At 38.2% G+C, this 20,782-nt stretch carries 18 protein-coding genes; 2 read left to right on the forward strand and 16 right to left on the reverse strand.

The annotated features are described in order from the left end of the window. Nucleotides 1–390: 390 nt before the first annotated feature. From FGQ66_RS05145 to FGQ66_RS05165, 5 genes are all read right to left on the reverse strand, one after another. The gene (locus FGQ66_RS05145; protein WP_005879987.1) at nucleotides 391–2,322 is read right to left on the reverse strand and encodes a PTS fructose transporter subunit IIABC; all 1,932 of its coding nucleotides are present in this window, start codon (nucleotides 2,320–2,322) and stop codon (nucleotides 391–393) included. Nucleotides 2,323–2,339: 17 nt separating this feature from the next. Beyond that, nucleotides 2,340–3,254: a 1-phosphofructokinase gene (gene pfkB / locus FGQ66_RS05150; protein ID WP_113845754.1), complete on the reverse strand. Its 915-nt coding sequence runs from the start codon at nucleotides 3,252–3,254 to the stop codon at nucleotides 2,340–2,342. Continuing rightward, nucleotides 3,251–4,003, reverse strand: a complete 753-nt coding sequence (locus tag FGQ66_RS05155) for a DeoR/GlpR family DNA-binding transcription regulator (RefSeq protein WP_081135449.1) — start codon at nucleotides 4,001–4,003, stop codon at nucleotides 3,251–3,253. The genes pfkB and FGQ66_RS05155 overlap by 4 nt, the downstream gene beginning before the upstream one ends. Nucleotides 4,004–4,268: 265 nt before the next feature. After that, nucleotides 4,269–4,451 carry a hypothetical protein gene (locus FGQ66_RS05160; RefSeq protein WP_081135447.1) on the reverse strand — a complete coding sequence of 61 codons (183 nt, stop codon included), beginning with the start codon at nucleotides 4,449–4,451 and terminating at the stop codon, nucleotides 4,269–4,271. Between the two features lie 10 nt (nucleotides 4,452–4,461). Further along, nucleotides 4,462–5,787: a hypothetical protein gene (locus FGQ66_RS05165; RefSeq protein ID WP_171024572.1), complete on the reverse strand. Its 1,326-nt coding sequence runs from the start codon at nucleotides 5,785–5,787 to the stop codon at nucleotides 4,462–4,464. A gap of 140 nt (nucleotides 5,788–5,927) precedes the next feature. Here FGQ66_RS05165 and FGQ66_RS15125 point away from each other — a divergent pair, with 140 nt between their 5' ends. Then, nucleotides 5,928–6,077, forward strand: coding sequence for an SPJ_0845 family protein (locus tag FGQ66_RS15125; protein ID WP_005879995.1), 150 nt, complete (start codon nucleotides 5,928–5,930; stop codon nucleotides 6,075–6,077). A 73-nt stretch (nucleotides 6,078–6,150) separates the two neighbouring features. On the opposite strand, the gene yihA is transcribed toward FGQ66_RS15125, so the two are convergent. The 7 genes from yihA to FGQ66_RS05200 form a co-directional block, all read right to left on the reverse strand. Beyond that, on the reverse strand, nucleotides 6,151–6,738 hold the full coding sequence (gene yihA, locus FGQ66_RS05170; RefSeq protein ID WP_081135444.1) for a ribosome biogenesis GTP-binding protein YihA/YsxC: 588 nt from the start codon (nucleotides 6,736–6,738) through the stop codon (nucleotides 6,151–6,153). Between the two features lie 169 nt (nucleotides 6,739–6,907). After that, nucleotides 6,908–8,158 (reverse strand): ATP-dependent Clp protease ATP-binding subunit ClpX, encoded by a 1,251-nt coding sequence (gene clpX / locus FGQ66_RS05175; protein WP_138301923.1) that lies wholly within the window; start codon nucleotides 8,156–8,158, stop codon nucleotides 6,908–6,910. A 186-nt stretch (nucleotides 8,159–8,344) separates the two neighbouring features. After that, nucleotides 8,345–9,631, reverse strand: a complete 1,287-nt coding sequence (gene tig, locus FGQ66_RS05180; RefSeq protein ID WP_138301924.1) for a trigger factor — start codon at nucleotides 9,629–9,631, stop codon at nucleotides 8,345–8,347. A gap of 139 nt (nucleotides 9,632–9,770) precedes the next feature. Beyond that, nucleotides 9,771–10,718, reverse strand: coding sequence for a hypothetical protein (locus FGQ66_RS05185; RefSeq protein WP_138301925.1), 948 nt, complete (start codon nucleotides 10,716–10,718; stop codon nucleotides 9,771–9,773). 91 nt (nucleotides 10,719–10,809) lie between these two features. Then, nucleotides 10,810–11,472 (reverse strand): RDD family protein, encoded by a 663-nt coding sequence (locus FGQ66_RS05190; RefSeq protein ID WP_005880005.1) that lies wholly within the window; start codon nucleotides 11,470–11,472, stop codon nucleotides 10,810–10,812. A gap of 2 nt (nucleotides 11,473–11,474) precedes the next feature. Continuing rightward, the gene (sppA, locus tag FGQ66_RS05195; RefSeq protein ID WP_081135435.1) at nucleotides 11,475–12,503 is read right to left on the reverse strand and encodes a signal peptide peptidase SppA; all 1,029 of its coding nucleotides are present in this window, start codon (nucleotides 12,501–12,503) and stop codon (nucleotides 11,475–11,477) included. A gap of 12 nt (nucleotides 12,504–12,515) precedes the next feature. Continuing rightward, nucleotides 12,516–12,806 carry a hypothetical protein gene (locus tag FGQ66_RS05200; RefSeq protein WP_138301926.1) on the reverse strand — a complete coding sequence of 97 codons (291 nt, stop codon included), beginning with the start codon at nucleotides 12,804–12,806 and terminating at the stop codon, nucleotides 12,516–12,518. 394 nt (nucleotides 12,807–13,200) lie between these two features. On the opposite strand from FGQ66_RS05200, the gene glmS reads away from it, so the two are divergent. Continuing rightward, entirely contained in the window at nucleotides 13,201–15,009 is a 1,809-nt protein-coding gene (glmS, locus tag FGQ66_RS05205) for a glutamine--fructose-6-phosphate transaminase (isomerizing) (protein ID WP_138301927.1), read from the forward strand. A gap of 180 nt (nucleotides 15,010–15,189) precedes the next feature. Here glmS and FGQ66_RS05210 read toward each other — a convergent pair whose 3' ends face one another. The 4 genes from FGQ66_RS05210 to cdaA form a co-directional block, all read right to left on the reverse strand. Next, nucleotides 15,190–16,884, reverse strand: coding sequence for a fibronectin type III domain-containing protein (locus FGQ66_RS05210; RefSeq protein ID WP_138301928.1), 1,695 nt, complete (start codon nucleotides 16,882–16,884; stop codon nucleotides 15,190–15,192). 428 nt (nucleotides 16,885–17,312) lie between these two features. Further along, on the reverse strand, nucleotides 17,313–18,668 hold the full coding sequence (gene glmM / locus FGQ66_RS05215) for a phosphoglucosamine mutase (RefSeq protein WP_016176491.1): 1,356 nt from the start codon (nucleotides 18,666–18,668) through the stop codon (nucleotides 17,313–17,315). 23 nt (nucleotides 18,669–18,691) lie between these two features. After that, on the reverse strand, nucleotides 18,692–19,846 hold the full coding sequence (locus FGQ66_RS05220) for a CdaR family protein (RefSeq protein ID WP_081135541.1): 1,155 nt from the start codon (nucleotides 19,844–19,846) through the stop codon (nucleotides 18,692–18,694). Then, nucleotides 19,843–20,730 carry a diadenylate cyclase CdaA gene (cdaA, locus tag FGQ66_RS05225; RefSeq protein WP_138301929.1) on the reverse strand — a complete coding sequence of 296 codons (888 nt, stop codon included), beginning with the start codon at nucleotides 20,728–20,730 and terminating at the stop codon, nucleotides 19,843–19,845. The genes FGQ66_RS05220 and cdaA overlap by 4 nt, the downstream gene beginning before the upstream one ends. Between the last annotated feature and the right edge of the window lie 52 nt (nucleotides 20,731–20,782).

Raw genomic sequence — 20,782 nt, forward strand, 5'->3', positions numbered from 1 at the left:
CTTTACTGGTTGCTTTCAATGTAAAGATTTCTCTTCTCAATCACTCTCATCAAATTATAACATTTATTCATTTTTTCAAACTAAAAGGAACGGTTTCGTTTTCTCCACTAAGTTTTATGTTCTTGTTTATTACAAAAAAATACCAAGATTCCAAATAGTATTTTCAGCTATATTTGTAGATACACTATGTATTCACGAAGATTTTCTCAGCAATATAAATAATTTTAAATTTTTCAAAATTGAGAAATCCATCATTATTGGCCAATGCGATTTATTAATTTTTGATTATAAATAAATGATACTATACACATTTTAAACCGTCAAAGATTTGCACAAAAAAACTACTTGATTTCCTCAATAAAGGAAACCAAGTAGTTACTAGAACTGATCTTAAGCTTTTGCTAATTCGGGTGTTTTTCTCAATAGACCATAGATCACACCGGAAACAACTGCACCGATAGCAATAAATACAAGATACATGATTGGTTGACTTACTAGGAAAACAACGAAGATACCACCATGTGGTGCAAGTAATTTAATTCCCAATGCACCAACTAAGCCACCAGTTAGGGCTGAACCAATAATGAAACTTGGAATAGCACGAACAGGGTCAGCGGCTGCAAAAGGTATAGAACCTTCTGTAACAAAGGATAGCCCCATGATGATGTTTGTCAAACCAGCATCTTGATCTGTTTTGCTAAATTTATTTTTGAATAGACGTGTTGCTACGAAAATAGCTAATGGTGGAACCATACCACCTGCCATAACAGATGCCATGACTACACTTCCGCCAGTTGCAACAGTTGTAGCTAAAGTAGCTGTCCCAAATACATATGCTGCTTTATTGATTGGTCCACCAAGATCGGCTGCCATCATTCCAGCTAGCAAAGCACCAAGTAGTGCGGCATTTGAACCACTCATGCCAGTCAAAAAGCTATTCAATGCATCATTGATCGCCTTCATAGGGACATTGACCAGCAACATCAAGAATCCGGTAATCAATAAACCAAAGACTGGGTAAAATAGGATCGTTTTAATCCCATCCAATGATTTTGGCAAATTCTTGAATACTTTACGTAAGAACACGATCACATAACCTGCGATGAAACCACCGATCAATGCACCTAAGAATCCTGCACCACCAGTATTTGCTAAAGCACCAGCTGCAAAACCAACAACTAATCCAGGACGATCACCAATACTTGAAGCAATGAATCCCGCTAAGACTGGTAACATGAAGCCAAATGCAGCTTGTCCGATTTGATTGAACCAACTAGCAAGTTGGTTATAATTTCCTAAGTGTGCCAATTGATCGTGAGGAACACCCATGAATTGGTCGATCATAAAGGAAAGAGCAATGGCGATCCCGCCACCAATAACAAACGGTAACATATGAGAAACACCATTCATCAAATCTTTATAGATTCTTTGACCAACTGTACCATCAGCATTTCCTTCATCTGCTGCACCATCTTTTCCTTCTCCATGGAAAACTGGGGCAGTGTCATTCGTTGCCAATTGGATCAATTCTTCTGGCTTGCGGATACCATCGCTGACTGGTCGATTGACTAATTTTTTCCCATCGAAACGATCCATTTCAACTTTTTTATCTGCAGCAACGATGACCCCATCTGCTCGAGCGATATCTTCTGCTGTCAAACGATTCTTGATCCCTTCAGAACCATTTGTTTCAACTTTGATATCAACGCCCATTTCTTTTGCTTTTTTCTTAAGCGAATCTTCTGCCATATACGTATGAGCGATTCCTGTTGGGCAAGCAGTTACAGCAACGATATATTTCTTTTTAGGATCTAAACTTTTTTCTGTTGCTTGTGCTTCCTTTTCAGCTTTTTCTTCTGCTTCTTTTTGTTCTTCTGCTGTTTGGAATAATTCTTGAACAGCTTCTGGTGTTTCCACCTGTTTTAATTTTCCGACAAAATCTGGGTCGATCAAAAGTCGGGATAATGCTGCTAATGCTTGTAAATGAGTATCATTTGCCCCTTCTGGTGCAGCAATCATGAAAAACAAATACGTTGGTTGACCATCTAATGATTCATAGTCAACACCTTTTTTGCTTTTGGCAAATAAAACTGTTGCTTCTTTGACAGCTGCATTTTTTGCGTGAGGCATTGCAATACCGTCACCTAAACCAGTTGATGTTTGTGCTTCACGTGCTAAAATACCGTCTTTGTAGGTTTTAATATCTGAAATACGACCTGCTTCATACATTTTTTGGACCATTTCATCAATTGCGCCTTTTTTATCAGTCGCTTGTAGGTCCATGATCATTGCATCTTTGATCATTAAGTCTTTAATATTCATGATAACCCTCCTAGAAATCAATCAATTTTTGTAATTTCAACTTCTGGTATTAATTCATCGATCAATGCCTTTGTTGCTAAATCATCAGAGAATGCTGTAGCACTTCCGCATGCAACTCCCCATTTGAATGCTTCAACTGGATCATGATCTTTGCTGAAAGATCCAATAAAACCAGCAATCATTGAATCTCCTGCTCCTACCGAATTTTTCAACGGACGTACTAAGACATTCGACTGATACGCACCATCTTTTGTGAAGAGTAAAGCACCATCACCGGCCATAGAGATCAATACGTTTTGAGCACCTTCTTCAAGTAATTTTTTACCATATGGAAGGATATCCTCGATACTCTTGAATTCTGTGTGATATAGTTCAGCTAATTCATGATTGTTCGGCTTGATCAGTAATGGTCTTTTCGCTAAAGCATCTTTAAGATCATCACCTGTTGTATCAATCACAAATTCTGCTTCTTTTCCACGGATAATCTCAATTAATTCTTGGTAAAATCCGTTTCTTAAACTTGCTGGTGTGCTACCTGACAAAACAACGATATCGCCTTTTTTTACGTTATTCATTGCTTGTTTTAAATCTTCAATTTCTTTTTCAGAAAGAACTGGTCCTAATCCATTGATTTCCGTTTCAGTATCCGATTTCAATTTGATATTGATTCGTGTATCAGATTGGACGTTGGTAAAGGCTGTATTGATTTGCTCTTCCTTTAACCATTCAGAAATAAAATTGCCGGTAAATCCACCTAAAAATCCAAGAGCGGTCGATTCCGTGTCCATCCTTTTCAAGATCCTTGATACGTTGATACCTTTCCCACCAGGTAGTTTGAAGTCTTCTTTCATTCGATTCAAATCACCTAGTTTCAATCCATCAACTTTTACAATAAAGTCAATTGACGGGTTCAATGTTACTGTGTAAATCATTGTATAGCCTCCTTAATTGTTGTCCGTTCACGATATTGTTCCGCATATTCTGATGGACAACACTCGGTTACGATCGTAGCTGCTTCTAAAGGTGCGACAAAAGTAAAACTTAATTGATTGAATTTCGATTGATCGACTAAGACAAAACTTTCTTCTGAATGTGCCATCGCTAGACGTTTTACCGCAGCTTCTTCTGGGTCTGGCGTCGTAAAACCACGCTCAACATGGACACCATTCATCCCCATGAACGCTTTATTGAAATGAAAGTCTTTTAATTGCTCGATCACGCTAGAGCCTAATACTGCATTCGTTGATAACTTGATCATGCCTCCTAGAATGATCGTAGGAAGTTGTAAGTCAACTAGACTTGCAGCATGTTTGACTGAATTGGTGACAATAGTAATTTTTTTCCCCTGTAGATAAGGAATCATTTCCAATGTCGTTGAACCAGCATCCAAGTAGATCACGTCTTCATCATTGATCAATTCCGCAGCGATTTGGGCAATTTTATGTTTTTCGTGAACGTTTTTGAGCGTTTTTTCGCTCATTGCTTGTTCAAAGCCTAAAAGTTGTCCTTTTTTTGCACCACCATGGATACGTTCAAGAAGCCCATCGTTTTCTAAGTCCTGTAAATCGCGTCTGATTGTTGATTCAGAAGCATTTAGAAGGTTTACTAGATCCTGTGACTTCACGATCTTATGTTGATCCAATAAATGAAGTATTTTCTGTCTTCGTTCCTCTGTAAGCATTTCCACGATCACCTCATGACAAATAGTAGCACATTATTTTTATAAATTCAATACAAAACATTCAAAAACATTCAAAAATATTCTCTTACAGCCACAAACGAATCATTTCATTCAAAATTCACCCTATATATCAAAAAAAGCGATAAATGACAGAACCTTGAATACGTCCACGTAAGTTCGAATACCACAAGCTTTTGTGTGCTTCGACGTTCTGTTATTTATCACTTATTTAACTATCACTTTCGGTCAACCATCTGGTTAGCGATTAGACCTTTTCCTTTTGTTTACTTATTTTAGTTTTATGAAGGGTATAATAATAAAAGCCCAGTCCGCTAAGCATGACTAAAAATCCCAAAATTGAACGTATCGGTATTCTTGGAATCAAAAAAATGAGTAAAGCAAGTAATGCTGTAGGTAGCATGATACGATAGTATAAACGTTTATCCATTTTTTTCACCTCAACTTTTTTGCGCTGTCGCTAACTGTTCTAACTTAGGATAATCTAAGATCTCTACTCTCAAATGATGGATATCTTTCTTTACGTCAAAAGCCAATCTACCTCTTCGTTTTCTAAATCTTTTGAACTTGATATCGGATAATTCCTCACGTATCTCATCCAGAGGCACTTTTTTTAAAATATCACTTGGGACATAAAGCCGCAAAATCAACAGGTATTCTTGATACTTTTCATCCTCTACCGCTACTTCCAAGTACTCTCGGATATAATAACAATAAGCTTGGATACCGTTATCTAGTGTAATGCTCGGATCGATTACTTTGTAAGACATCATTTGCGCACGTTGCTCATCCACCCAAGGGAAGTAAGCTTGAGTATTCAATGCACCTTTTATCCTCTTTTCTCTATATTCATCTTTTTCAAAATTATAATTTCTAGTAACAAAAAAGGTAGCTTTCTTCTTGGGGGCAGGCTGCATCATTCTGTTTTGATATTGAACAGATTGAACACTTTTGTCTGTATAGGCATATTCTATAAAAGGAGCTTTTAATAGTCCTACGCCATTGTCCCACGCTAAATGATCAAATCCCAACTGATCGCGATAGTAAGCTTGAAATTGCTGATTGACTTCAGCTTTCCAATTGAAGGGGTCGCGATAAAGCTGTACAGCAACTACCTGATTCTCATACTCTTTGACCCATTCCACTTGTTGCACATCCAAGAAGATTTGTTTGGGAATCACACGATAATAGTAGGAACTGTAGTACATTTCCCAGCAAGAAGTAAAACACAACCCTTGGTAAGATAGGTCATATCCAGAAAATTGATTACAATCAACGATGATTTCTCCATCTGCCCGTTTGATTTTTGGTAATAGACGAATCTCTTCTTTCGTTTCAATGAGCAAACGTTCATCTATATCTGTGGTATTGTTGTACACGAATTCATCGTAAGGTCTTAAGTAAGCAAAAACACCATGCTGAAACATCTTTGTTCTGATATAATCTCGTATGACAGCAGCATGCTTATCCATCAGTTGCTTTTGAAAAATATTTTTCATCACTATTTCTTGTCCGTCAAAATGAATGCTGAATTCATTTCCGTCATTTCCTATGATGAACCAGCCAAAATCCAGCGGACCCTCCTGAAGTAACACTTGTTGGAATCTCTTCAATTCGAATGGTCTCATTCCTTGATGAGAAGATTGGAAATAGGACGGCGTAATCAACAATCGAATAAACGCAAGCCAATCCTCAATTTGATTTTTCTTCTCAAATTGATTCAATTCGGTCAGTTGGATCGTCATTAATAATTTATTCTCTTCCATACCTTTCTCACCTCTTTCAAATTATTTTATAATTAAATTATAACCAAATATAAGAAAAAACTAAAATTTAAAGTCTTGACTGCATTTACAAATATTCCATGGTAGAATGAAGCTATAAATTCTCAAACGAGGTGGACAAAATGGGCTTAAAATTTGAACGCACCGATAATCTTGATAAATTATTCGAATCATTTGCGGTTGATCCAGAAAAAACAGTTGCTTCTAAGGAAGAAATCGATCGCTTCTTAAAACCAAAAGATGATTTAAAAAAAGACAAGAAAAAGAAATAAAAAAAGACTTGTAGTAAATTTGAATTTCTCCACTCGCTGGAGTATCAAATCACTACAAGTCTTTTTAACTTTTTTATTCTGCAATTGCCGCTTCAATAGCCTGCCACGCTTCTTCTTTTCCTTGCTTCGTTACAGAAGAAAACAAAATAAATTGATCGTTATGATCAAAATCAAGTGCTTTCTTTATTTCACTTTCGTGTTTATTCCATTTTCCTCTAGGGATTTTATCTGCTTTTGTAGCTACTACGATAACTGGAATATCATAGTACTTCAAAAATTCGTACATTTGGATATCTTCTTGTGAAGGTCTGTGGCGTAAATCAACTAACGAGACAACTGCACGCAATTGCTCCCTAGTTGTGATATAGGTTTCGATCATCTTTCCCCATTTTGCACGTTCTGTTTTTGATACTTTCGCATACCCATAACCTGGAACGTCAACAAAGTGCAACGCATTTTCAATCAAGTAAAAATTCAGTGTTTGTGTCTTACCAGGCTTGCCTGAAGTACGTGCCAAATTTTTGCGATCAATCAATGTATTGATAAATGATGACTTTCCCACATTTGATCTTCCTGCCAAAGCGATTTCAGGTAGATCTGTTTCTGGATATTGTTTTGGCGCGACCGCGCTGATCACGATATCCGCTTGATGTACTTTCATAACTCTTCTCTCCTTAAACACTACTAACCCTCAGTCAAACTGGTGGTATCATTCGATGCTTGACTAACAGCTTTTTTAAACTGCCTTTCGCTTTTTCCATTTGCTCCTTCGATACTAAAGAAAGAGCTGCCGCAAAAGCGATAAACGACTTTCGCAACAGCCTAAAGTTTTAGCCAGCTTTTTTCTCAGAATCTTTGTAGACAATCGTTGGCTCACCAGTAAGTTCAGCAGCTTCTTTTGTGATGATCACTTTTTCGATTGCTTCATTTGATGGAATATCAAACATCACATCCATCATGATTTCTTCGATGATCGAACGCAAGCCGCGCGCACCGGTATTTCTGTCGATTGCTTTTTTCGCAATTGCTTCTAGTGCATCTGGTTCAAATTCCAACTCAGTATCGTCTAAAGATAGCAATTTTTGATATTGTTTGACTAATGCATTTTTTGGTTCAGTCAAGATGCGAACAAGATCGGCAGCTGTTAGTTTTTCCAGAGCCGCCATTACTGGTAAGCGTCCGATGAATTCAGGAATCAGCCCAAACTTCAGCAAATCTTCTGGAATGATATGTTGCATCACACTTTCATCCTCTGATAATTTCTGATTGTTCGTACCAAATCCAATCGTTTTCTCACCCATACGGTTTTTGACGATTGTCTCGATACCATCGAAAGCACCACCTACGATGAATAATACATTCGTAGTATCGATCTGGATGAATTCTTGATGAGGATGTTTACGTCCTCCTTGAGGTGGAACGCTCGCTACTGTACCTTCAAGAATTTTTAGTAAAGCTTGTTGTACTCCTTCACCCGAAACATCACGAGTGATTGAGACATTTTCGCTTTTACGCGCGATTTTATCGATTTCATCAATGTAGATGATCCCTTTTTCCGCACGCTCAACGTTATAATCAGCTGATTGCAATAACTTCAATAAGATATTTTCTACATCTTCTCCGACATAACCCGCTTCTGTTAGACTTGTAGCATCCGCAATCGCAAAAGGAACATTCAATGTCTTCGCTAACGTTTGTGCTAAAAATGTTTTCCCTGATCCAGTAGGACCAATCAAACAGATATTACTCTTTTGTAGTTCTACTTCATCAGCATCATCTTGCGCTTGTTGGTTGACGCGTTTGTAATGATTGTACACAGCTACAGCTAATGATCGTTTTGCACGATCTTGACCAATCACATAACTATTTAAGACATCTAAAATTTCTGCTGGTTTCGGCACTTCTGTAAACTCGCGTAGAGCTTCTTCATAAAATTCTTCATCAATGATTTCTTTACATAGGTCGATACATTCATTACAGATGTAGACCCCTGGACCTGCTACGATTTTTTTTACTTCTTCTTGTGTCTTTCCGCAAAAAGAACAACGTACGGTCTCGTTACCACTTGGATTATCATACATGGTCTTCACCCCTTAACTCGCACTTGAACATGCAAGAAACTATCACAGACTTTACAGTCTTTTACTATCATAACATAATTTAAATAAAAGCAAAAGTACAAAACAATCTACATAATCCCTAAGAAAGGGAAAAAGAGACAGGCTATAATCATAGCCTGTCTACTTTCGATTTTCATCTAGCAAAAATTATTCTGCTTCAGTTGCTGTACCAGTGATCAAATCGATTGCTTTTTTCATTGTTACATCGTGTTCTAACATATCATCTGTCAATACACGTTTGATTTGGTCGATTGGCATGTTGTAAGAATCAGCCAATTCTTGGATTTCTGCATTGATTTCTTCTTCAGTTGCTTCTAAGTTTTCAGCTTTAGCGATTGCTTCGATCACAAGGTTTGTTTTTGTACGAGTTTCCGCTTCACCTTCAAATTGTTTATGCAAGTCTTCTTCAGTAGAACCAGTTAATTGATAGTACATTTCTGGTGAGATTCCTTGACGTTGCATATTGTTCAAGAATTCGTCCATTGAACGGTGTACTTCATCGTGGACCATTACGTGTGGAAGGTCAACGATTTCTGCATTTTCAACAGCTAAACGGATAGCAGCTTCGTCTTTTGCATCATCTGCTGCTTTTTCTTTTGCTTCAGTTAATTCTTTAAGGTATTTTTCTTTTAGTTCTGCCAATGTAGATACTTCATCATCCACATCTTTTGCAAATTCATCGTCTAATTCAGGAACTTCTTTTGATTTTACTTCATGAACAGTCACTTTGAAGACTGCTTCTTTTCCAGCTAGATCTTCTGCTTGATAATCTTCTGGGAATGTCACAGTTACATCTAGGCTTTCTCCTGATTTTTTACCAACAAGTTGTTCTTCAAATCCAGGAATGAATGAGCCAGAACCTAATTCAAGTGAGTAGTTTTCACCTTTTCCACCGTCAAAAGCTTCGCCATCAACGAAACCTTCAAAATCGATCACTACTGTATCGCCATTTTCTGCTGCAGCGTCTTCTTTGATCACTAATTCAGCTTGTGCTTCTTGTTCGCGTTTGATACGTTCTTCAAGGTCTGCTTCTGTTACTTCACGGTCTTGTTTTTCAACGACTAAGTCTTTATATTGACCTAATTTCACTTCAGGTTTCACTGTTACTTCAGCAGTGATCACCCAGTCTTGGCCTTTTTCCATACTTTCAACATCGATTTGAGGTTGAGATACAGGGTCGATTCCAGCTTCTTTAACAGCAGCTTCATAAGTTTCTGGTAAAACAGCATTCAATGCATCTTCATAAAGTGCTTCTTCACCATACATACGATTAAATACTTGACGAGAAACTTTTCCTTTACGGAATCCTGGTACATTCAAGTTTCCTTTAACTTTATTAAACGCAGTTGTTAGTCCTTTTTGGATTTCATCTTGCGCAATCGTAAATTTTAAAACACCATCATTTGTGCCTTTTTTTTCAAATGTTGCAGTCATTTAATTCCCTCCGAGTTTAGAAATTCATTTTATACATCAAAAACGTTTCATGCATACCTTTAAATAGTACACTAACCCTCTCAAATTGTAAACATATTGAGTGACTAGAATCCCCGTTTTTCATGACTTTTTTATCTTTTTAGTATCTGATCCCCTCTTGTAAGATCATCATTTCTTTCAAAATATCCGCTCTTTTATTCATGAATTCTGCTATTTCTACTTCTGTGTAGTCCGCAGGTAGGTCGTTGCGGTATACTGCTACAGTTAAGTCGAACCAGCTGTTGGGATCATTGATATATGTATCATAGATCGGATAAACGAGCGCAGATTGCATAGCAAACTCTTCTTTCAAAACTGTGCTTAAAAATGCGTCTTGGTTCTCAAATTCTTCTGCTAATCGACGAAGCTCTTGATAAGCAGGCTGGTTTTCTGGCATAGGCAGTGACTTAGGAATGAATTGGACTAATGTTTCGTCGATTGTCAAATACGAAATAGGATGACACTCTTTCACTTGGGTCAGTGATTCGAGCATCTTCGCTCTCGCCAATAACTGGACTTCAGGCATAATGATCAATTTTGTTACTACCTGAACAAATTCATGGTAGGGTAACTCTTCGATTTTTTTGATCATCAATAACTGTTCAGCCGGTGCCATTGTAGGTAATAACTCTGCCAAACGGTGGATTTCTCGAATATTTTGCCGTTCCATTTGGCTGGAAAATTGCTCCGCTTGTTGGACTTTATTGATAATAGACTGTTCAAATTCTTCTGGGAAAGTACAACTTGCAACCAGTTTGCGGGCATACAAAAAATCATTGTTTGCGATCAATAAATCAAAATAAAATCCAGCAAATTCTTTGCTTGCCAGATATTCACTTTCATGAAGCACTGCTTGACTCAACGCTTCTTGTTTTTCATCAAGTTCAAATAGACAAAAGACTAGCAGACTATTTGCCTCAAAGTTAGGTTCTAGGTCATATGCCCGTAACAATAGTTCTTTCGCCTGTGTGTACCGATGGTCTGCTAAGGCTTGTTGCGCAATACGCATCAGATTTTCATATTTATCTGGAAAATCAATTTGGTCCACTTCTTCCCCCTCCTTTCAGTTCATCGCTTCCAATAGTAGCAAATAAAAAAAATCATGACAATATTTTTTGTATTATCATGATTTTTTTATGTTATGCATTTACTTCTTGGTTGAAAGCCTTGATCAAATTGATCGTTACAACACTCGTATTTGAGAAGTAATCACCAATATGCTGTTTTTTCTTGCTAAAGATAACTGGCAGATAACCTATAAACAACAATGGAAATTTTAGTATGAATCGGCATGCACCTTCTCTAACCAAAACAGTCGACCAACTTAATTCTGTCTCGTCAAAACCAACTACACGAATGCCAAAAATCATTTTGCCGATCGTTTGTCCATGGTTCAGTTTCGTCAATAAAACAAAATAAGCTAAATAAATGACCAATGCCGCTCCACCATAGAAACTTAGGTAAGAATCCGCATAATCGATCCAACCAAGATTCAAAGCGATACCTAATGTCAATCGAGTAATTGAACCTATACATAACAAATCAATCAAAAAGGCACCAAGCCTTACCCAAAACCCAGCATAAAAATACTTTGGGAAATCATTGACTTTTGGAACTTCTGGTCGTTCTTTTGTATACCTTTGCCAATTTTTCTGTTTCGTCTCAATTTCACTTTCCGTCAAAGGACGTTCTTTAAAAGATTGGAGAACTTTTTGAGAGAAATTAGGATCAGGTCCAACTGCTGGACGGTCATGATGCTCTTGCTCAGCTTTTGTTTGGTCCTCTTCTAAATGTTCAGACATTCTTACTCACCTCCGTAATAATACATTGCTTTTGGTGATTCCGCTGTCCCAAGATTTTCAAGAAGTGTCAAGATCTGATTGGTTTCTGAAGCTTTTAATCCTTGGAATTGAGCTAATTTAGAACCTAGCCACGTATTAGCAAAACCAGTAGAACTAGCGGAATATTCAACTAACTGTGCATTTTCTAGTTTTTGTTCTTTACGCATTGCTTTTAGTGCATCCTCTGGATAAGCAATCTCATCGACTAAACCAATTTCTTTCGCTTGTGCCCCATCATAGATACGGCCGTCAGCAATCTGTTTCACTTCAGCTTCTGTTTTGTGTCTTCCTTCGCTGACTACCTTCACAAACCGATTATAAGCACTATCGATGTACGCTTGAAGTACTTCTTGGTCTTCTTTCGTTGGTGGTCTAGTACTTGACCCCATATCTTTGAGCGCACCACTCTTCACAGTCGTATCTTCCACTCCGAGCTTTTCCAATAATCCTGAATAATTCAAACCAGACATGATTACTCCAATCGATCCAGTAACCGTTTCATCTGTTGCAAAGATTTTGTCTGCTTGCGCAGAGATGTAATAGCCACCACTGGCTGCTGTGTTTTTCATACTCACATACATCGGGATTTTTCGATCTGTACGAATATCTTTCAATGTCTTAGCAATTTCGGCGCTTTCATAAACGCCGCCTCCTGGAGAATTCACTTCTAAAAAGATTCCCTTTACACTCTTGTCTTCTTGAATTGCTTTTAATTGTTCCATAAAGTTTTCATGATTGTATCCTTCTGATGCAAACAGTCCCGATGAACCACCACTGGCTATCGTGCCATCAACAGTCAGTTTCACGATTTTTTCTGTACTATCCCCATCTTCAAGCACTGTTGGCGTCAATTCATCACTTCCATAAAGCAGACTATTCAAGCCAGTCATTTGTGTTTCTTCTTTCTCTTTCGTAGTTAAACTTGACGAGACTAACGAGATGACCAACAACCCAGCAGCAATCAAAACGGCGATCCAACGCTTTTTATTCATACGACTTCTCTCCTAATATAAATTTTTGATGACGATCACTTTTTCTTTTTTCTCTTCAGCATTCATTTTCTCTGCTTTTTCTTCTAATGCATAACCAATGAATTTTTCTTTTGTAAATTCATCTTCTACTACAAAACGTTGTGCATCCTCCACCGCTAACGCGTCAGGAGAGATTTCTTGGATACTATCCCAACCTGTATCCAAAAATATTTTCGTTTCATCAGTGATCTCACTTGTTTTTTCAAGTTCGGCTAAACGTTGTTTTAACTGACCCAATGTCATGATTTCTATTTGCGCTTCCATTTTGCTCCTCCTTTTGTTTCTTAAATATTATTGTACCGAACTATTCAAAAAGATGATAGCTAAAATTAGGATTTTTACCAGTTACGCCGAATATATATATACCAATTATATTTTTTTGCTTATCCATTGACAAAACCAACATAAAAAAGTTATTATTTTAGATGTTTCCAGAAAAAATATTAAAAGGTGGTACGAATAGACCATTAACGGAATAGCGCCTGATCTGTAGCGACAGATGACGAGGAAGAGGTTTATCGAAATTTCGGCGGGTGACCTCAGGGAATGCACTCTATAGGATATTCAAAAAAACTATCTGTGAGGATAGAACAAAGGAATATTCATGCAGCTGGAAACTTTCTTAATGAGATTATTATAGAAAGTAGGATGTTTTTTTATGTGTGGAATTGTTGGAATGATAGGTTTAGAAAATGTAACTCCTGGTTTGATAAACGGACTTGAAAAATTAGAATACCGTGGCTACGATTCAGCTGGTATCTTTATTGCAAATGATGAAGCAGATTACTTGATCAAGGCGCAGGGCAGAATCCAAAATCTAAAGGATAAATTAACAGATGAAATGATCGGCTCCATCGGTATTGGCCATACAAGATGGGCAACTCACGGTGAACCGACTGAAGAAAATGCACATCCGCATACTTCACAAACAGGTCGTTTCGTTCTTGTCCATAACGGTGTGATCGAAAATTTTGAAGAAATAAAAACAAATTATTTGGCAAGCGATACTTTTGTTGGAGAAACAGATACAGAGATCGTTGCTCATTTGATCGAATTTTTCGCAGATCAAGGATGGCCTACAAAAGTTGCATTCACTAAAGCATTACAATTGATCAAAGGTTCTTATGCTTTTGCATTGATAGACAGAACTCTTCCTAACACGATCTTCGTAGCAAAAAATAAAAGCCCTTTATTGATTGGCTTAGGGGATGGGTTCAATGTAGTTGCTAGCGACGCAATGGCAATGCTTTCTTATACTAGAGAGTTCGTCGAAATCGAAGATGGTGAAGTAGTCATCGTAACAAAAGACGATATATCTATCCAAACAATTGACGGTATTTCTGTGGATCGCCCTTCTTTCGAGGCACAGATCGATGCAACAGACATCGAAAAAGGGACATATCCTTACTATATGCTGAAAGAAATCGATGAACAGCCCATCGTGATGAGAAAAATCATCCAAGCATATACGAACCAACAGCATCAAATTGTGATGGATGAAAAAATGTTAGCTACCGCGAAAGAAAGTGATCGGATTTTCATCGTAGCTTGCGGAACGAGCTATCATGCAGGCCTAGCAGGTAAGCCAATACTCGAAAAATTGACGAATATTCCTGTAGAAGTCCACTTAGCTAGTGAATTTGGTTATTCGATGCCTTTACTTTCGGAAAAACCATTTTTTGTTTTCTTAAGTCAAAGTGGTGAAACAGCTGACAGTCGTCAGGTTTTAGTTAAAATCAATGAACTAGGGCACCCTACATTGACGATCACAAACGTTCCAGGTTCAACTTTATCAAGAGAAGCTTCTTTCACTCTTCTATTACATGCGGGACCTGAAATCGCTGTTGCATCAACCAAAGCTTATACAGCACAAATTGCTGTACTTGCACTGTTGGCGAAGGGCATTGGTGAAACAAAACAATTAACAAATGCACAAACATTCGATATTAGCCATGAACTTGGTATTGTAGCAAATACCATGGAAGAGATCATCACACAAAAAGATGAACTGCATCAACTTGCTGTAGAGTATTTGACAGATACTCGAAATGCGTTTTATATCGGACGCGGAGCTGATTACGCTGTTTCACTGGAAGCTGCTTTGAAATTAAAGGAAATCAGCTATATCCAAGCGGAAGGATTTGCAGCCGGTGAATTAAAACACGGAACGATCGCTTTGATCGAAGAAGGAACACCAGTGATTGGGATCATTAGCGAGGCGGTTACTGGATCACATACAAGAGGTAATTTGAGAGAAGTAGAAAGCCGTGGAGCGAAAACATTAGTGATTGCGGCAAAGGGACTTGAAACGGAACAAGACCAACTCGTTCTTCCTGTGGTCCATCCATTATTGACACCATTGGCTACAGTTATCCCTACTCAATTAATTGCCTATTATGCCACACTTCTAAGAGGATTAGACGTCGATAAACCACGTAATCTCGCAAAATCAGTAACAGTAGAATGACAAAAAACAGTCGAGGCAGAAGTATTTCACTCCGAACATTAGGACGGATTCACAGAAATCACTTTTCGAGATTTTGTGAATTGTGACTTATTTTCTCAACAACATGCTTCTGCCTTACTGTTTATGCGTATACAGATTCTGAGACAAAAAGTATTACTTGCTTTTGTACCAGAATCTTTTTTATTTTCTCCGTTTCCTTATATAAAACAAACACAAACTAATTACTGTTATACCCACGCCACTCATCTTTACAAGAGCGTTCTTTTGTGTACCGGTCATTGGCAATTTTTTAACACTATCTTTAGTCAATATTTTACTGATTTTTTGTATTGCCTCTGCAGTTAGATTAAGTGAATGATCTACGGGGCGATTCTCCCCTTGATTTATCATCCCCGTCTGTTCTTTCTCCATTTTGTTACCAGAAGCATCTACTGTTGAGTTGCCTATATTCTCTTTTTGCGGAGGTCGAGGCACGCTTGGAGAAGGTTTTTCTTCTTTCGGCTTTTCTTCTACTATTGGAGGAAGGGTTGTTCCTTTGGTCGTGATGAGCAACGCTTTCGTTGCTACCGATACATTTCCAACATGATCACAGGCGGTTATTGTATAATAATATTTTGTTTTTTCAGATAAATTCGTATCTGTATAGGATAAGGTATCGCCTGGAAGGCTACCGACCAAAATACTATTTCGATACACTTGGTAACTTCTAATGCCACTCTCATCACTGGAAGCTTCCCAAAGTAAGGTCACTTTATTTTCTGTCACGACTGTCGCCCTTACATTCATAGGTGTCGTAGGCGGCTTGTGATCAACGATTTCCTTCGTTCTTACATTGATTCTATTGCTTGCTTCTGACTGGTTCCCTGCTGCATCAAAAGCCCGTACCTCATATGTATATTCAGTGTCTTCCGTCAATCCAGTATCAGTAAACTGTTCTCCTTGAACCTCTTGGACCAACTGTTTATCCCGATAAACACGATAGCCGGCTACACCGATATTATCTGTGGATGCCCCCCACGACAAACTCACCGTATCAGAAGTAACATTTTCCACCAGTAGGTTTTGTGGAATCGATGGACTCTCCAAATCCACTGATACACTTGTTCGTGCAAAGACTTCATTGCTTGCTTCTGACTGGTTCCCTGCTGCATCAAAAGCCCGTACCTCATATGTATATTCAGCGTCTTCCGTCAACCCAGTATCAGTAAACTGTTCTCCTTGAACCTCTTGGACCAACTGTTTATCCCGATAAACACGATAGCCGGCTACACCGATGTTATCTGTGGATGCCTCCCACGACAAAATCACCGTATCAGAAGTAACATTTTCCACCAGTAGGTTTTGTGGAATCGATGGACTCTCCAAATCCAACCAAGCGGCTTGAATATTATCAAATTTAGCTTCGCCATTGCCACTCGAAGCAAAGCGAATGACATAAGTATTCTCATCTGTTGGTGTTGTAAAAATAAATTCATGTTGTTTCCAAGCGATGTTATAATGCTTTTCTTCCTTCAGTGGATGGTATCCTTGGTCATGATTTAACGTGCCAAACTCGACAATCGCTGGAAAAACAGGATCACCAATCACGTAATACGCAAATCGATACGTAGAATTTGGTTTTAACTGAACATATTGGAGGATATTTTCACCATTCGTTGCTTTTACATATTGATTGCCGTTACTATCCACTACAAGAGATGGGTTGTTTTCTCCAGGACTTGAAACGATCCAATCTTTCAATCCTTCATTGAATTCTCCATTCTTGATGATCACCTCTTCAACTGATCCTTGTGTAGAAACGGCGACTGCTACAAAAGGTTTTATAAAAAGAAGTAGCATTGCAAATAAAGGCAGGTATTTCCTTATAGATTTCATCTTATCACTTTCCTTTCTGAGGGTATTATCGCTGTTAGTTTAATACATCCAGTGTTTTTGGAAACACTATTTTTCTTACATAAAGAAAATAAAGTTGTCACATAACAGTTGTCTGCATTAGAGCACAGTACTTTGGAAATTCTCCTATCCAACTAGCTTTTCTATAACCTAGAAGGAAGGTCTAAAGAAATCGTGAAGGAGTTGACTTGTATGATTGGTTTTTGTGTCTCCTGGTGATTTTAAGAAAGAGCGGTCATTTTCAGTCGATCTTCTTTTTTGTACTACTCGTCCAACAAAAAAAGCAATCAATCTCAAAATTTGTTTTCCAAATTTAAAGATTGATTGCTTTTTTATTTAAAGCGATTCATTGACACCTTGGATAAAGTCTTGGTGTCGACTTATCACAAGAAAAATCACGTGACCAGATGTTAGTCTAATCCAATTTCTTCTCTTACAACTGCTGCGATTTTATCCACGTAATAATCAACTTTTTCATGTGTTGGTGCTTCAGCCATTACACGTAATAACGGTTCTGTTCCAGAAGGACGAACTAAAATTCTTCCTTCACCACCCATTTCTGCTTCTGCCTCTTCGATAACTGCTTTGATTGCAGGTACTTCCATTGCACCATTTTTGTTGCTGACACGGATATTTACTAATTTTTGCGGATAGATCGTTACTTCTGCCGCAAGTTCAGATAGTTTTTTACCTGTTTGCTTCATGATATTCAATAATTGGATTCCAGATAACATACCGTCTCCAGTAGTATTGAAATCTAAGAAAATCATGTGCCCAGATTGTTCCCCACCAAAATTGTAGTCATTCTTGCGCATTTCTTCTACTACATAGCGATCTCCTACTTGCGTGATCACATCTTTTAAGCCGATACTTTCCACTGCTTTATGGAATCCTAGATTACTCATGACCGTAGTAACGATCGTATCTTTCTTCAAACGATTCTTTTCAGAAAGATATTTCGCACAGATGAACATGATTTTATCGCCATCAACGATATTTCCTAGTTCATCAACTGCAATGATACGGTCGCCATCACCATCGAAAGCTAAACCAGCATCTGCACCTTTTTCCACAACCATTTCTGCCAATTTTTCTGGATGTGTCGAACCAACTCCATCATTGATGTTCAACCCATTTGGATTTGTTCCCATCGTATAGAAATCTGTTTCCAAATCTGCAAACAAGCGATTAACAGATGTTGAAGTCGCACCATTTGCAGCATCGACACAAATAGTCAATCCAGAAAGATCTCCATTGATCGTTTGTACTAGGAATTGAGAATATTTCAACAGACCTTCTGGAAATTCTTCTACTGTACCAAGCCCTTCAGCAGAAGGTCGTGGTAATTCGTCTACTTCTGCATCTAATAAAGCCTCAATCTCTAATTCTTGATCATCTACTAATTTAAATCCATCTGCACCGAAAAATTTGATTCCATTATCTTGCGCTGGATTATGAGAAGCAGAAATCATTACTCCGGCACTGGCTTTTTGTAATCTTGTTAAATAAGCGACTCCTGGAGTTGAAATCACGCCAAGTTGGAATACTTCAATACCAACAGATAATAATCCGGATATCAATGCTTCCTCTAACATCTGGCCTGAAATTCTTGTGTCACGTCCGACCAATACACGCGGACGTTTTCCGTCTGTCTCATGCTGACTCAAGACATAACCGCCACATCTACCTAATTTAAACGCTAATTCTGGTGTCAGTTCTTTGTTTGCCTCGCCACGGACACCATCCGTTCCAAAATATTTACCCATAATTGTAAATTTGCTCCTTTAACTTAATTTTCCGATGAATTCGTTTGACTCATTTGAGTACTGCTACTTGTTGATTCACTCGAGACGCTACTTTCAGAGCCTTGACTAGACTCCGATTGTTGTGATGAAGACGATGTCGTCGAATTCGTCGTTGAAAAACTTGTATTTGTATTGTTCTCTTTTTCAGAACCTTGACTTCGATTGGTTGAAGAACTGCTATCAGATGAAGCTAAAATCGGTGTGATTTCAACACTCACTGACTTTGGTGAAATACTTAACCCTCGTTCAACCGGGATATCGATGTTTCTTGTTGTCCGATGAGTGATACCTGAGACATCGATTGGTACCGGAATACTGTCGCCAATCAATGCAAGCTGTTCATTCGAACCAGTGACCACTGCATCTAGTTCTGAAAATTTAAAGTCGTAACTCTTAACACCTGAACCTGGTGTGCCTTGTTGTGTTCCATATAGACGCACCGATTTTTTCGGTTTGATTGCATCTGCGGTCACTTTTACCTGAACAGGATCCGACACGATACTCAATGCCTCCCCTGCCTGATTCAACGCTTGAACAGGTACTTCACTATTGATACCTTCATCTTTTATCATGGAAGGATCAACAACAGCTACTACTTGGTGGATCTCAGATAGTGTTTTATCTCCTGTCGTGATCGTCACTTCATCTGGATCAACCTTGGTTTTATCCAATTCATAACCAGATGGTGTAGAACCAGAAGGCACAACAGTTTCTACATCAAACGTTTTCGTCACTTTCTTTTCAATTGTAACGGTGATCGTTTCAGGTTGCAACCTCGATGTAACAGCACTGCTTAGGTTACGTACTTTCAATGATACTTCATGTGTGCCTTCACCAACATTCGTTAGATCAGCAGTAACTCTAAATGTTCGTGTATCTGCATTTGACTCTGCATTCAATTGCACACGGTTAGCACTACTAAGCTTTACAGTAGCTGTATTCTCATAGCCGTGGATATAGTATTTATCCGTATCATATAATAGTTGAATCGGCACATTCGAAACAGTTTGACTATACGACTCGTTTCCAGATAGCGTACTCTGAACTGTCTGTCCGTTGGCATTAAAGTAAAGAACGATACTGAACAGTAATGCCACGAAGCCATACAATAGACTGGTACGTCTCTCCTTTGAGATCATTTCCGATCCCCTCCCTTAGTCATTGCGTCCAAGAAAGATTGAATCCCATTTTTTCTGTTTTTAGGTTTTTCCTCAACAATCAACTGTTTTCGTAATATTGTGAGGTATTCTTCTTGTGATAATCCAGGAATCAATTGATTATCTAATGTGATACTGACGTCTCCTGTTTCTTCAGAGACAACGATTGTTATAGCATCGCTGACCTCACTGATACCGACAGCAGCTCGGTGACGGGTTCCGAATTCTTTCGGAATCAACATACTTTCAGATAAAGGCAGATACGCACTTGCTACTGCGATCTTCCCATTCTTAACAATGACCGCTCCATCATGCAACGGTGTATTCGGGATGAAGATATTGATAAGGAGTTCTCCAGTAATATCTGCATCAAGCGCTATCCCTGTTTCAATATATTCATCTAAACCCGTATGGCGTTCAATTGTGATCAAGGCGCCAATCTTACGTTTAGACATATATTGGATTGCTTTGTCGAAGGATAAAATCATTTTTTCATCTTCTTGCTGCTCGCTTTTTGATTGTTTGAAAAGCGAACTTCGACCGAGATGTTCCAAGCCACGTCGTATTTCTGGCTGAAAAATAACGATTGCTGCGATCACACCATAAGTGATTACTTGATTCATCAACCATGATAGAGTGTGCAGACCAATCAACTCAGCCACGATCCGAATGACAATGAAAATAGCCACCCCTTTTAGCAATTGGATTGCTTTCGTCCCTCTTAGTAGTTGGATCAGTTTATAGACCAAATACCATACTACCAAAATATCCAGTATGTTCACCAAAAAATTCAGAGAAAACAAGTCACCGGAAAACATTTGTTGCCAATAATCTAAGTTAAAAAGTTCTCCGATTTGAAATGACATAAAAAGCCTCTCTTCTCTTTTGAGATTTCTTCTTAAGTATATCATATGTTTG

Source organism: Enterococcus sp. BSD2780061688st2 D3 (genome assembly GCF_005844145.1).
Classification (GTDB): Bacteria; Bacillota; Bacilli; order Lactobacillales; family Enterococcaceae; genus Enterococcus_B; species Enterococcus_B durans.